This is a genomic window from Chryseobacterium phosphatilyticum, assembly GCF_002899825.2.
Lineage (GTDB): Bacteria > Bacteroidota > Bacteroidia > Flavobacteriales > Weeksellaceae > Chryseobacterium > Chryseobacterium phosphatilyticum.
The window spans coordinates 496,194-508,980 of record NZ_PPED02000003.1 but is presented as its reverse complement, the minus strand read 5'-3'; the positions used below and the strand labels follow the sequence as shown (position 1 = coordinate 508,980).

The window sequence follows — 12,787 nt, the reverse complement described above, 5'->3', positions numbered from 1 at the left end:
AACTTTAAACAAACCACGTTCTCCTCTCCTTTTGGGGAATAAACGTCCAAGCCAGCATTCTGCTTATTTTCTGTCCCTGAGCCATCTCAATAGTTTTAAAATCTGCAACTTTTGCTTTCTTTAAAAGAGCGTTCAGCTTTGGTAAATTATCTTTCTTAGAAACCAGACAGGTGAACCAGAGAATCTGTGAAGAATATTGTGCACTTTCCTGAATCATTGTACTGATAAAAGCCAGTTCACCACCCTCACACCATAACTCAGACTGTTGCCCTCCGAAATTAAGCAAAGGTTTCTTTTTTGATTTACTAAGATTTTTTGTTTTCCTGATGTTACCTTTTATGGCAGATTCTTCAGAATCATGGAAAGGAGGATTGCACATCGAAAATGTGAACCGGTCATCAGATTTCAGAATATTTTTAAAAATATGCTTGGGATCAGGCTGTTGTTGTAATTGAATTACCGGAAGAAGATCCTGATTTTGGTCTAAAATCTCCTGTGCATTTTTAAGAGAATCTCCATTGATATCGGTTCCCAGCATCTGCCAGCCGTAAGACCGGTGAGCGATTAAAGGATAGACAAGATTGGCTCCGGTTCCTATATCCAGACCTTTTACAGCAGCTCCTGCCGGAATTTCACCGGATGATTCTGCTAACAGATCTGCAATATAGTGCACATAATCTGCCCTTCCCGGGATGGGAGGACATAAGTTAGTATCAGGAATATCCCAGTTTTCAACATGATAAAAATGCTCCAATAATGCCTTATTCAACAACTTTACCGCTTTAGGAATACTAAAATTAATCGTTGTTGTCTGATAAGCATTAACATAGACATAATGCTTCAGTTCCGGCACACAAGAAATAAGCTGCTCAAAATCATATGGATCGCGATGCAGATTTCTTGTGTGCAGACTGGATTTTTCAGTAGACATTTATTTTTTCTGACTTAAAATATATTCTACCATCTTTTTAGCATCTTCTTTAGATACCTGTGGATGGGCTGCCATAGGGACACCACCCCAAACTCCACTTCCGCCTTCTATAATTTTGGAGGCCAATAAATCAATATCTTTTTCAGAATATTTATTGGCAATTTCCTGATAAGAAGGTCCTATCATTCTCTCTGTTGCTGAATGGCATCCTGAACAATCTAAAGTTTCGATGATCTGATCACCGGAAAGATTAGATTTTGCAGGTTCTGAGACTGCAGCTGACTCAGAAGAAGCGGCCACTTCAGCTGTATTTTCTTTTTTAGAACAGGAAATGGTCAGAAGACCTAAAATTCCTGCCAAAAATATTTTTTTCATTATTTCTTCGCAGTAGAATCTGTTTTAGCAGCTTCAGGAGCAGGAGTTGCAGCAGCAGGAGCAGCGGCAGGTTTAGCTGTAGAATCCACAACAGGAGTTGCTGCAGGTTCTTCAAGCATTGTGTTACTGTCCTGTAATGAGTGATCTGCTTTTTTAGAACAGCTAGCTAATAATAAACCTCCGATAAATGCGATTGCTAATACTTTTTTCATTTTTTTCTAATTTGCTAGCAAAAGTATAAAAAATAAACTTTTAAACTTATGACAAATGTTGTCTTTGAGAAATATTTTTTAAGGATTAAGTTTTAATCCAATCCTTAAAAAAATAATTCGATAATTAGGGATAATTAAATTAGCTTATTATTTTTGCATACCAAATTATCCAAACCAAAATCAATCTATTAATATGAAGCGTATGACTAAAAAAAGTTTATTAAGTACTGTTTTAGCTGCAGTATTCTTTTCTCTTACCTTGTCTTGTAATAACTCATCAGACGATCCTCATTCAGAATATTCTGATAAAATTGAATCTGTAACCTTATTAAAGACAACCAAATCATGGGATGGAACATTATATCCGGCCTATCCTGCTACACAACCGGAAATTTCCGTTCTTAAGATTGCTGTACCTCCCAATAAAGCATTAGACTGGCATAAGCATCCTGTGATTAATGCGGCTTATGTAGAAAAAGGTGAAATTCAGGTGGAAAGAAAAGAAGACGGTAAAACACAGTGGATTCGTAAAGGCCAGGTTCTTCCAGAGATGGTTAACATCGTACACAGAGGAAAAACCGGGGATAAAGGAGTGACTCTGATTGTTTTTTACAGTGGAACTCCTGATATTCCTTTGTCTGAACCAGTAAAATAGTTGTTTTTAAATGCTATGTTCACAAAGTAATTATGGCAAAACTTTATTTTTTTAGTTCGCAAGGGAACTTCGTTTAGCTAATGACAAAGACTTTGCTAAGTGAAATGCCTTTGTGGCCGTTTTAACAGTAATTTAATGACATCTTTGCGATCCCGGCGTTTAACAAAAGATTATTATAGCTATATTTAATCCATGGTTTTCATTTCAAAAATTCTGTTTTTCACCAGCCATCATGGTTTTTACACTGTGATTCTGTTGTTCGTGTTCTTTGGGCTTCTCTCCTATCTGACCAAAAAAGCCTGGTTTTTGATTCCTATCATTCCACTGGCTATATTAAACGGATTTGGCGGACAGTTTTTAAATGCATGGTTTCTGAACAAATACGGAATAGAAAGTACAGCCATCATCACCTCTGATGTGGAAACCAATTCTACCCTGAATGACATGTATATCCACGATTATGAAGCTATTGTAAAAAAACAGGACGGAAGGTATATTTCAACTTTCTTTTCTACAACAACCGCGGCTATTTATCCTATCGAAAACGCCATCAGAATCCCGCAAACAGAAGTTTCTTTTCCTGTAAAATATATTCCGGGATATGAAAAAAATATTGTTATACTTTATGGCCAATCTGAAGAAGGGAAAATGGCAGATAAGTATTCAAAGCTTGCCCCAGTTAATTCTGCAAGAATTAAATATGAAGCAGACAGAACCAATAAAGAATTTATTGAAGAATATATTGCCGCTTTAGAAAACTATATAAAATATTATAATGAAGAAGGATACAAATCAAAACTTCAGGAACTCAAAGAAGAGCTTAAACATTTGAAATAACAAACTCTCCATGTTAATTTTTTGTATTTTTTGATAATTTTTGGTTTTTATATTAAAAAAATTTCTACATTTGTCCCATGTTAAAAATGAACAACAATATTTGGTGGTGGCTTTCAAACTCTTCGTCGGGTCTGGAGGTATTGTCATATTGTTAATCACACAATAGAAATAATCAAATAAACAATATATAGGCTTTGACGGAAACGTTGAAGCCTTTTTTTATTCCTTAACCTTACTAAAACAAAACTACAGATGTTTACTGATAGAATTAACATAAAAACCGTTTCGAAAAAAATGTTGGGAGATCTTCATACTCCCATGAATATTTACCTTAAAATAAGGGATAAATTCCGGGATACCATTCTTTTGGAAAGCTCAGATTCAAAAAGTATCGACAACAACTTCTCTTTTATTGCCGTGAATGCCATTGCAGGAATTGAAGTGAAAAATCTCAACGAATTTGAAATTAAACTTCCCACCACTCCACCGGCAAAACAATTTATCATGGAGCGGAACATCATTGATATTTTTGAAGATTTCCGCAAGGTCTTTGATTGTAAAAAAACAAATGATCCTATTGAAGAAACAGCACAAAGCCTTTTTGGATACACTAGCTTTGAAGCCGTGCAGTTCTTTGAAAATATTAGTCTTAAAGCTCAAAGTCCTGAAGTGGAAATTCCTATTCTCAGATACAGACTTTACCAATATGTCATTGCTATCAACCATTTTAATGATGAAATGTACATTATTGAAAACCAGATTGACGGAGTAAAGTCTGAACTTCATCTTTTAGAAACCCTTATCAAAAATCAAAATACACCCGTTTATCCTTTTGAAAAAAGTGGAGAGGAAACCTCAAACATCACCAGTGAAGAATATATTGAATTGGTAAAAACTGCACAAAAACACTGTATGAGAGGTGATGTCTTCCAATTGGTTTTAAGCAGAAGATTTGAACAGAAATTCAAAGGGGATGAATTTAATGTATATCGTGCTTTGAGAAATATCAACCCTTCACCTTATCTGTTTTATTTTGATTACGGAAATTACAAATTATTCGGTTCCAGCCCGGAAAGCCAGTTGATTATTAAAAACAACAAAGCGATCATCCATCCCATTGCAGGAACCTCTAAAAGAACAGGAAGCCTGGATGTTGATTTGCAAGCTATTGAAGTTTTAAAAGCTGATCCTAAAGAAAATGCAGAACATACCATGCTTGTTGATCTTGCCAGAAACGACCTTGGGAAACTCGGAAAAAACGTAACCGTTACCAAGCTTAAAGAAATTCAACTGTTCTCACATGTTATTCATATGGTAAGCGAGGTAACAGCGGATGTTGCACATGATATCAATCCACTTGAAATGGTTTCTGCTACTTTCCCGCAAGGAACATTAAGCGGAGCTCCAAAACACAAAGCCCTTCAGCTTATTAATCAGTATGAAAAAGATTCCCGTGGATATTATGGAGGCTGCATTGGTATGATCGGATTAAACGGAACCTGCAATCAGGCCATTATGATCAGAACTTTCCTGAGCAAAAACAACACCCTCTATTATCAGGCAGGGGCTGGTCTTGTTGCAAAATCGGTTCCGGAAAACGAATTACAGGAAGTCAATAATAAACTGAATGCGTTGAAAAAAGCAGTCGAGAAAGCCGAGAAAATAGTGGAAAATTGAGCGTTAAAAATTGAAAATAAAGAAACAATCAGTAAACTAGTTACAAATGCCCCAATAATAAAAAGAAATGAACAACAATATAAACACTCAACAACCACAGCTTAAAGTTCTCGTTTTCGATAACTATGACAGCTTTACCTATAACCTTGTCCAGATCATTGAAAGAATTCTGAATCAAAAAGTGGATGTGATAAGAAATGATCAGATTACCCTGAAAGAAATCAATCAATACGATAAGATCATTCTTTCTCCCGGCCCCGGAATTCCGGAAGAAGCAGGCATATTATTAGATCTGATCAAAGAATATGCCCCTACAAAAAGTATTTTGGGGGTATGCCTTGGCCAACAAGCTATTGCAGAAGTTTTTGGAGGAAACCTGATCAATCTTTCTGAAATATTCCATGGGGTGGCAACCACAACACAACTGGTGAAAGAAAACATAAAACTTTTCAGGAATATACCTTCAGGAATTGAGGTAGGAAGATATCACAGTTGGGCAGTGAATCCCGAAGGTTTCCCGGAAGAACTGGAAATAACAGCCATAGACAAAGACGGAATGATCATGGCCTTACAACATAAAACATATGATGTACACGGCGTACAATTCCATCCTGAAAGTATTTTAACTCCGGACGGAGAAACCATCATTAAAAATTTTCTTTTACAGTGAATACAACAGAAATCCCCTCAACCATAAAAACTCCTCAAATGAAAGAAATATTGCAATACCTGTTCAATCATCACACTCTATCAAAATCTGAAGCTAAAGCAACGATGATTGAAATTGCTCAGAATAAATTCAATACTGCAGAAGTAACTGCTTTTATCAGTGTTTTTCTGATGCGTAATATCACATTAAAAGAACTGGAAGGTTTCAGAGAAGCTTTACTGCAAATGGCAGTCCCTGTAAATATTGATGCAAGTGATGCTATTGATATTGTAGGAACAGGAGGTGACGGAAAAAACACAATCAATATATCAACACTGGCCAGCTTTGTAGTGGCCGGAGCCGGGCAGAAGGTGACAAAACATGGAAATTATGGGGCTTCTACCACTACAGGTTCGTCTAATGTACTGGAAGAACTAGGGTATCAGTTCAAAAACAATTCAGATCAGCTGAATGAGGATCTTGAAAAAGCAAATATCTGTTTCTTACATGCTCCCTACTTCCATCCGGCACTTCAATCAGTTGGCGCACTGAGAAAATCTTTGGGATTAAGAACTTTCTTTAACCTTTTGGGACCTTTGGTTAATCCTGCGAAACCCCAATATTCAATGATTGGTGTCTATAATCTTGAAATTGCAAGAATTTATCAATACCTCCTTCAAAAAGAGGCTCAGGAATTTATTCTTGTTCATGGGCTGGATGGGTATGATGAGATAAGCCTTACCCACGACACTAAAATTATTACGAAAAAGGGCGAAGAAATCTATTCTGCACAAGATCTAGGATTTAATGCTGTTACTCTGGAAGACATTAAAGCAGGTGAAACCATTCAGGAAACAGCAAAGATCTTTATGAATATTCTGGAAGGTAAAGGTACCGAACAGCAAAATTCAGTGATTCTGGCCAATGCATCTGTCGCGTTATATCGTACTTACAAATTCGGAACCTATGACGACTGCCTTCTCTTAGCTCAGGAAAGTCTGGAAAGTGGAAAAGCATTAAGAAGCTTTGAACTTTTAATTAATTAAAAACTGAGAATTGAAATTGAAAGTTAATTTGATGAATAAATTGACAATTTTTCTATCTTCTAATATTTAAAAATGAACATACTCGATAAAATTATTGAAAGGAAAAAAGTGGAAGTTGCAACAGCAAAATCCAATATTTCTCTTGAACAATTAAAAAGTACTGAGTTTTTTGAAAGGAAAACTTTATCGTTGAAAGAATCTGTTACAAACAAAAATGGAATTATAGCTGAGTTCAAAAGACAATCTCCTTCAAAAGGTATTATCAACAACACGGCTTCACCATTGGAAGTTACCTCAGCTTATGAAAACTATGGAGCCAGTGGGGTTTCTATTTTAACCGATAAAGATTTTTTTGGAGGGAGCTTTGAAGATGTTCTGAATGTAAGAAATCACCTCAACATTCCCATCCTTCGAAAAGACTTCATGATCGATGAATACCAGTTTTACGAAGCAAAAAACATAGGAGCAGATGTTATTTTACTGATTGCTTCCTGTCTTTCTCCTAATCAGGTAGAAGAATTTACAGATCTCGCTCATGAACTTAATATGGAGGTTTTGTTGGAAATCCATACAGAGGAGGAATTGAAGCATTTTAATCCAAAGATTGATCTGGTGGGAATTAATAACAGGAATTTAAAAGATTTTAAAGTTGACTTACAGCACTCTGTTCAACTAAAGAACCTTCTCCCGAAAGATGTTGTATCAATAGCAGAAAGTGGCATTTATAATCTTGAAGATTTTATATATTTAAAAGAAAAAGGATTTGACGGATTCCTGATGGGAGAATATTTTATGAAAAATGCGGAGCCTGCCAGAGCATTCGAAGAGTTTAAGTCACAAATTTCAAAATAACCTGTAGCCAGACTATATGAAACATCAATCATTAACCGATCATTACCCCCCTTCGCTTAAAGTTTGTGGTTTAACAAAGCTAGACCAGATTCAAGCGTTGATTACCATAAATACTGATTTTCTCGGCTTCATTTTTTATGAGAAATCCCCAAGATATGTACTGAATCATCTGACATTAGAAGAAATTTTAACAATTGAGCACCCGGGGAAGGTTGGAGTATTCGTGAATGAAAAAGTTGACAAGATTATTGATCGTACTCAAAAAGCAGGATTGAATTTTATTCAGCTCCATGGTGATGAAAGTGATGATTTCATTATAGAATTAAGAGAAAAATTAAACCCTGAAACCAGCATTATCAAGGTAATAAGAATCGGAAATAATACTCCTGAAAGCAGGAACAAAGTAGCACAGATTTTCACAATCTCAACTTCTGACCTGCCAGTTAGTTATTATCTGTTTGATACGGATAGCAAAGCATTCGGAGGAACCGGAAAACAATTTGACTGGTCGATCTTAAATGAACTGAACATCCCTCGTCCCTATTTTCTGAGTGGTGGCATCTCAGAAGAAAACGTCGGACATATTGAAACCTTGAATCAGAAACCGTTTGCCCTGGACATCAATTCAAAATTTGAAATATCACCCGGTAATAAAGATATTGAACGAATAAAAAAATTCAGCCAAACCATTCAAAGTCCCAACAGGACAATTTAACGCAGGATTGGATTCAATACCATAATCAACCATATCATGAAACAAAATTTCTAAAAAGAATTCATTAAAATTTTGGAAAAACATAAAACGGATTAGGATGAAAAATACCTTTGAGACTGAATAAAGCGGAACTTCCAACTACAGGATTACATCCTTTGCCGGGCTAAATCGTCCCTTCGGGACTTTTTATTAAATCTGACCACCATTAAAAATCATGAAATATCACATAAAAAAAACAAACGAATTAACAGAACAGGAAATAGAACATATTCTTCAGCTTTGGGATATTTCAGCCTGGAATAGGATGAAGATTCCTGAATTCCATTCTCTTTTTAAAGATTCTGAATTCCATTTTCTGATAGATGCCAAAGAAGTAATCTTAGCGGTATTTCGGGTAAATTTTGATTTTACGCTGAATATTTCAGGAGAGGAAATTTCATTTGCCGAGGCAGTCGGATTGGTAGCTGCTCAGAAGAAAAAAGGATATGGTGCCAGATTGGTAGAGTATTTTACAGAGAATATGAAGGAGAGAAATATCGAAACTATTGGATTTTGTCATACACATCTGCGTCCGTTTTATGAAAAATGTAAGATTGAGATTTTATATGATAAAGCACGGGCCATCAAAGAGAATGTTGATTCCGAATGGGTCAACTCTGATGACGATGATATCCTGATATTTCACATATCTGATGAAAGAAAAAAATTACTCAATGGGCTAAGTGCTCAAAATAATGCTTATTTAATTATTAAAGAACAAAGAAATGAATTATAAAAACCCCGACGAAAACGGATATTATGGAGATTTTGGAGGCGCTTTCATTCCCGAAATGCTATATCCGAATGTTGAAGAATTGCAAAGAAACTATCTTGAAATCATTGAATCTGAAGAGTTTCAAAATGAATATCAGGATTTACTGACGAATTATGTAGGTCGTGCAACCCCACTCTATTTTGCTAAAAATTTAAGTAAAAAGTACAACACAAAAATTTATTTAAAGAGAGAAGATCTTAATCACACAGGAGCTCATAAAATCAACAATGCCTTGGGACAGGTTTTACTTGCCAAACGTCTTGGAAAAACCAGAATCATTGCAGAAACAGGTGCCGGGCAGCATGGAGTTGCAACAGCTACTGCGTGTGCACTTCTGGGGCTTGATTGCATCGTGTACATGGGCGAAATCGACATTCAAAGACAGGCACCCAATGTGGCCAGAATGAAAATGCTGGGTGCAGAAGTTATTGCTGCCACTTCAGGTTCAAAGACCCTTAAAGATGCCGTCAATGAAGCTTTAAGAGACTGGATCAATCATCCGGTAACGACACACTATGTCATTGGAAGTGTGGTGGGACCTCATCCTTTTCCTGATCTTGTGGCTAGATTTCAAAGTGTTATTTCAAAAGAAATTAAAGAGCAGCTTAAAGAAAAAACCGGAAGAGAAAATCCTGATTATGTTATCGCTTGTGTAGGGGGTGGAAGTAATGCTGCAGGAACCTTTTATCATTTTGTAGAAGAAAAAGAAGTGAAAATTATTGCTGCTGAAGCGGGAGGATTGGGTGTTGATTCCGGAAAATCAGCGGCAACGACATTCCTTGGAACATTGGGAGTTCTTCATGGAAGTAAGAGTCTTGTCATGCAAACAGCAGACGGGCAGGTAATCGAGCCTCACTCCATTTCTGCAGGATTAGATTATCCGGGAATCGGCCCTTTCCATGCGCATTTATTTAAGGAAAAACGGGCAGAGTTTTTCAGTATTAATGATGATGAAGCATTAAAATGTGCTTTTGAGCTCACAAAACTGGAAGGAATTATTCCTGCTTTGGAAAGCTCTCACGCTTTGGCTGTTTTAGACAAAAAGAAATTCAATGAAAATGACATTGTGGTGATCTGTCTGAGTGGCCGCGGAGATAAGGATATGGAAACGTATTTAAAAAATTTGTAAATGCAGATGTATATGTACAAGACCGTTTGATTGATATACATGATACTTTAATACCATAAAAAATGAAAAAATTAAATATATATTTTACAGCAGGAATTCCACAACGGGAAGATACTGCTGATATTATAAAATTAATCCAGGAATCCGGAGCAGATATGATTGAAATCGGAATGCCATATTCCGATCCGGTGGCAGATGGACCTGTGATTCAAAAAGCCCATGAGCTGGCCCTACAAAACGGCATGACTATAGAGAAGCTGTTGTCTCAGTTAAAGGCCATTAAAAATGAAGTAAAAATCCCTTTAATTCTGATGGGATACATCAATCCTGTATTAAGTTTCGGGTTTGAAAAATTCTGTGCTGAATGCTCAGAAAGTGGAATTTCAGGATTAATTCTTCCCGATCTTCCTCCTATTGAATTTGAGAAAAATTATCAGCAGATTTTACAAAAATACAACCTCAACTTTACTTTTCTCGTCACTCCGGAAACATCAGATGAAAGGATCATTTATCTTGACTCATTAAGTTCAGGTTTTCTGTATGCAGTAAGCTCTTCTTCCACTACAGGAAAAGAAAATGCAGTATTGAAAAATGAAAATTACCTCTCCAGACTCGCTTCTCTCCCATTGAAAAATCCTGTGATGATTGGTTTCGGAATCAAATCTAAACAAGATTTTGAAAATGTAACGGAAAAAGCAGATGGTGGCATAATAGGAACTGCTTTTGTCAATATTTTGCTGGAAGATAAAGACTGGAAGAAAAGTGCCATAGATTTTATCCATTCCATAAAAGGGTAAAATTCACTAAATTTGTATATCAAAAATTGAAATGAATACAAATCCAAATAAAGTAGTAGAATTTGAAGATTTAGGAATCAAAGAATATCAACCCGCCTGGGAATATCAGGAAAAACTGATGAAAGATATTATTGACACCAAAATAAAAAACAGAGATCTTCCGGCAGAGCAGCATATTATCACTCCGAACCATCTTCTTTTAGTAGAACACCCCCATGTGTATACTTTAGGTAAAAGCGGACATGAAGAAAATATGCTGGCAGGTATTGATAAGCTTAAAGAACTGGAAGCTACGTATGTAAAAACAAATCGTGGTGGAGATATCACCTATCATGGCTATGGGCAAATTGTAGGGTATCCTGTACTGGATCTTGAAAACTTTTTCACAGACATCCATTTATATATGAGGAATCTTGAAGAAGTTATTATCAGAACAATTGGTGAATATGGTCTGAAAGGCGAACGTTCCCAGGGAGAAACCGGGGTATGGCTGGATGTAGGGAAACCCTATGCACGAAAGATCTGCGCTATGGGAGTGAAGGCTTCAAGATGGGTCACATTGCATGGTTTTGCTTTAAATATCAATACAGATATGCGTTATTTTGAATACATCATTCCATGTGGTATCAAAGACAAGCAGGTGACTTCTTTAAAAAGAGAGCTTGAAAGAGAACTAAGCCCGGAAGAAATGGAGGATATTAAATCCAAAATCAGAAAACATTTCGCCGATGTATTTCAGGCAGAATTGATGTACAAATAGTTCCATAAAACATATTTTTCTCTGTGCAGCTTTAATAATGTACAGTAAAAGAACAACCAGTTTCAATAATTGAAACTGGTTGTTCTTTTACTGTACTCTATAATTTTTAAATTAATGCAAAACATAACAATATAATTGATAAAATCAACACAATTGATGATAAAATTTATTTTAAAACCAGATATATCACATTTATTTTAAAATTTTTACAAAAAACATTTGCAGGTATTATAATTTTTTTTACTTTTAATATCACAAAATAGTGAACTAAATTCACTAAAAAACATCATTTAACCACCAAATTTATGAGAATTATGAAAAAATTTTTGCTATCCATGATGGTATTTGTGACAGTTCTGTCATTTAATGCCTGCTCAGATTCAGGCGCCAATCAGGACGCCAACCTTAACTCTAATGAGTCTAAAGATTTTGTTGTGAAAGATTTCGGGAAAACAGTTCCGGTAGGGATACAGCAAGAGAATGGCAAGTACAAAGTTTCATTTATGGTTAGTGCACAGCCTTTTGAAATAAAGGACACTAAAGAAAATGAAGACTTTATCTCTATGATCAGACAAGCTGTAAAGAATGAATCCCCCATTCATGTTTTCACTAAAGCTAACACCAACGAAATTGCCAAAGTAGAGAAAGCAACTGAAGAAGATGCTCGTTATTTTAAATCTGTTTTAACAAAAGAAGTAAAATCGGACGCAACAGCGGCCAGATTAGCTAGTGTCATTCCTAACCTGGCTACTTTAAACAGTTTATTTGCTCAAATTAAAAGCCAATCTTGCGGAACTTCTACTGCTTCTTCTCCTTGTATCACGTTCAGATATCCTGTAGACGGATGCTATGCAAGAGCTCACAAAATGAGACAAATTCTAAACAATGCCGGATATGAATGTGAAAAGCAATTCGTATATGGTAACCTTAGAGCCTCTACCGGTACATGTTGTGTATCATGGGTATATCACGTTGCTGTTCTTGTAAGCTTCAAAAATGCTTCTGGAGTAGTTGAAAAAAGAATCATAGATCCATCTCTAAACTCAACAGGTCCTATCACGGATACTGCATGGAGAGCTGCATGTACAAATTCTACCTGCGGATCAACTTCTGTATCTTCTTTTGCCAATACTGCAGGAAATGTGTATTACAGAAGCCCTTCAGGATCTTTACTGTATGATAACAATCTGGTAAATACCAATTGTACATTAACAGCATTCTCTGCTCTTTCCGGCTGTACAACTCCAACACCGAGTACAGCACATTGCGGATTCTAACTAACTTTTTATATAGCTCCTGCATAGATTGAAATATTGCAGGAGCTTTTACTCAATAATT

The 12,787-nt window shown here is 36.0% G+C and carries 15 protein-coding genes; 12 read left to right on the top strand and 3 right to left on the bottom strand.

Translation table 11 applies throughout. From position 1 onward, the window contains the following. Positions 1–4: 4 nt before the first annotated feature. From rlmF to C1631_RS14220, 3 genes are read right to left on the bottom strand one after another with little or no spacing between them, the layout of a single operon-like run. The gene (gene rlmF, locus C1631_RS14230; protein ID WP_103247997.1) at positions 5–931 is read right to left on the bottom strand and encodes a 23S rRNA (adenine(1618)-N(6))-methyltransferase RlmF; all 927 of its coding nucleotides are present in this window, start codon (positions 929–931) and stop codon (positions 5–7) included. Further along, on the bottom strand, positions 932–1,306 hold the full coding sequence (locus C1631_RS14225) for a c-type cytochrome (RefSeq protein WP_103247995.1): 375 nt from the start codon (positions 1,304–1,306) through the stop codon (positions 932–934). Further along, positions 1,306–1,518, bottom strand: coding sequence for a hypothetical protein (locus C1631_RS14220; protein ID WP_103247993.1), 213 nt, complete (start codon positions 1,516–1,518; stop codon positions 1,306–1,308). The genes C1631_RS14225 and C1631_RS14220 overlap by 1 nt, the downstream gene beginning before the upstream one ends. A gap of 202 nt (positions 1,519–1,720) precedes the next feature. On the opposite strand from C1631_RS14220, the gene C1631_RS14215 reads away from it, so the two are divergent. The 12 genes from C1631_RS14215 to C1631_RS14160 all read left to right on the top strand — a co-directional run bounded on the left by C1631_RS14215 (position 1,721) and on the right by C1631_RS14160 (position 12,726). Beyond that, positions 1,721–2,173 carry a cupin domain-containing protein gene (locus C1631_RS14215; protein WP_103247991.1) on the top strand — a complete coding sequence of 151 codons (453 nt, stop codon included), beginning with the start codon at positions 1,721–1,723 and terminating at the stop codon, positions 2,171–2,173. Between the two features lie 192 nt (positions 2,174–2,365). Further along, a complete protein-coding gene (locus C1631_RS14210; protein ID WP_103247990.1) occupies positions 2,366–3,010 on the top strand; it encodes a hypothetical protein in 645 nt (214 codons plus the stop codon). 252 nt (positions 3,011–3,262) lie between these two features. Beyond that, a complete protein-coding gene (locus tag C1631_RS14205) occupies positions 3,263–4,687 on the top strand; it encodes an anthranilate synthase component I family protein (RefSeq protein WP_109712883.1) in 1,425 nt (474 codons plus the stop codon). 67 nt (positions 4,688–4,754) lie between these two features. After that, positions 4,755–5,357 carry an anthranilate synthase component II gene (locus C1631_RS14200; protein WP_103247986.1) on the top strand — a complete coding sequence of 201 codons (603 nt, stop codon included), beginning with the start codon at positions 4,755–4,757 and terminating at the stop codon, positions 5,355–5,357. A gap of 38 nt (positions 5,358–5,395) precedes the next feature. Beyond that, positions 5,396–6,382, top strand: coding sequence for an anthranilate phosphoribosyltransferase (gene trpD, locus C1631_RS14195; RefSeq protein ID WP_103248003.1), 987 nt, complete (start codon positions 5,396–5,398; stop codon positions 6,380–6,382). 72 nt (positions 6,383–6,454) lie between these two features. Continuing rightward, the gene (gene trpC, locus C1631_RS14190) at positions 6,455–7,234 is read left to right on the top strand and encodes an indole-3-glycerol phosphate synthase TrpC (protein WP_109712881.1); all 780 of its coding nucleotides are present in this window, start codon (positions 6,455–6,457) and stop codon (positions 7,232–7,234) included. A gap of 16 nt (positions 7,235–7,250) precedes the next feature. Then, positions 7,251–7,949: a phosphoribosylanthranilate isomerase gene (locus C1631_RS14185; protein WP_109712879.1), complete on the top strand. Its 699-nt coding sequence runs from the start codon at positions 7,251–7,253 to the stop codon at positions 7,947–7,949. Positions 7,950–8,163: 214 nt separating this feature from the next. After that, positions 8,164–8,724 (top strand): GNAT family N-acetyltransferase, encoded by a 561-nt coding sequence (locus C1631_RS14180; protein ID WP_103247839.1) that lies wholly within the window; start codon positions 8,164–8,166, stop codon positions 8,722–8,724. After that, a complete protein-coding gene (gene trpB, locus C1631_RS14175) occupies positions 8,714–9,892 on the top strand; it encodes a tryptophan synthase subunit beta (protein ID WP_109712877.1) in 1,179 nt (392 codons plus the stop codon). The genes C1631_RS14180 and trpB overlap by 11 nt, the downstream gene beginning before the upstream one ends. 62 nt (positions 9,893–9,954) lie before the next feature. Continuing rightward, complete coding sequence (gene trpA / locus C1631_RS14170; protein WP_109712875.1) at positions 9,955–10,689, top strand: tryptophan synthase subunit alpha; 735 nt, start codon at positions 9,955–9,957, stop codon at positions 10,687–10,689. A 31-nt stretch (positions 10,690–10,720) separates the two neighbouring features. After that, the gene (gene lipB, locus C1631_RS14165) at positions 10,721–11,449 is read left to right on the top strand and encodes a lipoyl(octanoyl) transferase LipB (RefSeq protein ID WP_109712873.1); all 729 of its coding nucleotides are present in this window, start codon (positions 10,721–10,723) and stop codon (positions 11,447–11,449) included. A 314-nt stretch (positions 11,450–11,763) separates the two neighbouring features. Next, positions 11,764–12,726, top strand: a complete 963-nt coding sequence (locus C1631_RS14160; RefSeq protein WP_123966687.1) for a protein-glutamine glutaminase — start codon at positions 11,764–11,766, stop codon at positions 12,724–12,726. Positions 12,727–12,787: the final 61 nt, after the last annotated feature.

What these genes read in the sequence shown, in the direction of transcription:
- rlmF (WP_103247997.1), bottom strand. Translation starts at nt 931, where the DNA reads ATGTCTACTGAAAAATCCAGTCTGCACACAAGAAATCTGCATCGCGAT.
- C1631_RS14225 (WP_103247995.1), bottom strand. Translation starts at nt 1,306, where the DNA reads ATGAAAAAAATATTTTTGGCAGGAATTTTAGGTCTTCTGACCATTTCC.
- C1631_RS14220 (WP_103247993.1), bottom strand. Translation starts at nt 1,518, where the DNA reads ATGAAAAAAGTATTAGCAATCGCATTTATCGGAGGTTTATTATTAGCT.
- C1631_RS14215 (WP_103247991.1), top strand. Translation starts at nt 1,721, where the DNA reads ATGACTAAAAAAAGTTTATTAAGTACTGTTTTAGCTGCAGTATTCTTT.
- C1631_RS14210 (WP_103247990.1), top strand. Translation starts at nt 2,366, where the DNA reads ATGGTTTTCATTTCAAAAATTCTGTTTTTCACCAGCCATCATGGTTTT.
- C1631_RS14205 (WP_109712883.1), top strand. Translation starts at nt 3,263, where the DNA reads ATGTTTACTGATAGAATTAACATAAAAACCGTTTCGAAAAAAATGTTG.
- C1631_RS14200 (WP_103247986.1), top strand. Translation starts at nt 4,755, where the DNA reads ATGAACAACAATATAAACACTCAACAACCACAGCTTAAAGTTCTCGTT.
- trpD (WP_103248003.1), top strand. Translation starts at nt 5,396, where the DNA reads ATGAAAGAAATATTGCAATACCTGTTCAATCATCACACTCTATCAAAA.
- trpC (WP_109712881.1), top strand. Translation starts at nt 6,455, where the DNA reads ATGAACATACTCGATAAAATTATTGAAAGGAAAAAAGTGGAAGTTGCA.
- C1631_RS14185 (WP_109712879.1), top strand. Translation starts at nt 7,251, where the DNA reads ATGAAACATCAATCATTAACCGATCATTACCCCCCTTCGCTTAAAGTT.
- C1631_RS14180 (WP_103247839.1), top strand. Translation starts at nt 8,164, where the DNA reads ATGAAATATCACATAAAAAAAACAAACGAATTAACAGAACAGGAAATA.
- trpB (WP_109712877.1), top strand. Translation starts at nt 8,714, where the DNA reads ATGAATTATAAAAACCCCGACGAAAACGGATATTATGGAGATTTTGGA.
- trpA (WP_109712875.1), top strand. Translation starts at nt 9,955, where the DNA reads ATGAAAAAATTAAATATATATTTTACAGCAGGAATTCCACAACGGGAA.
- lipB (WP_109712873.1), top strand. Translation starts at nt 10,721, where the DNA reads ATGAATACAAATCCAAATAAAGTAGTAGAATTTGAAGATTTAGGAATC.
- C1631_RS14160 (WP_123966687.1), top strand. Translation starts at nt 11,764, where the DNA reads ATGAAAAAATTTTTGCTATCCATGATGGTATTTGTGACAGTTCTGTCA.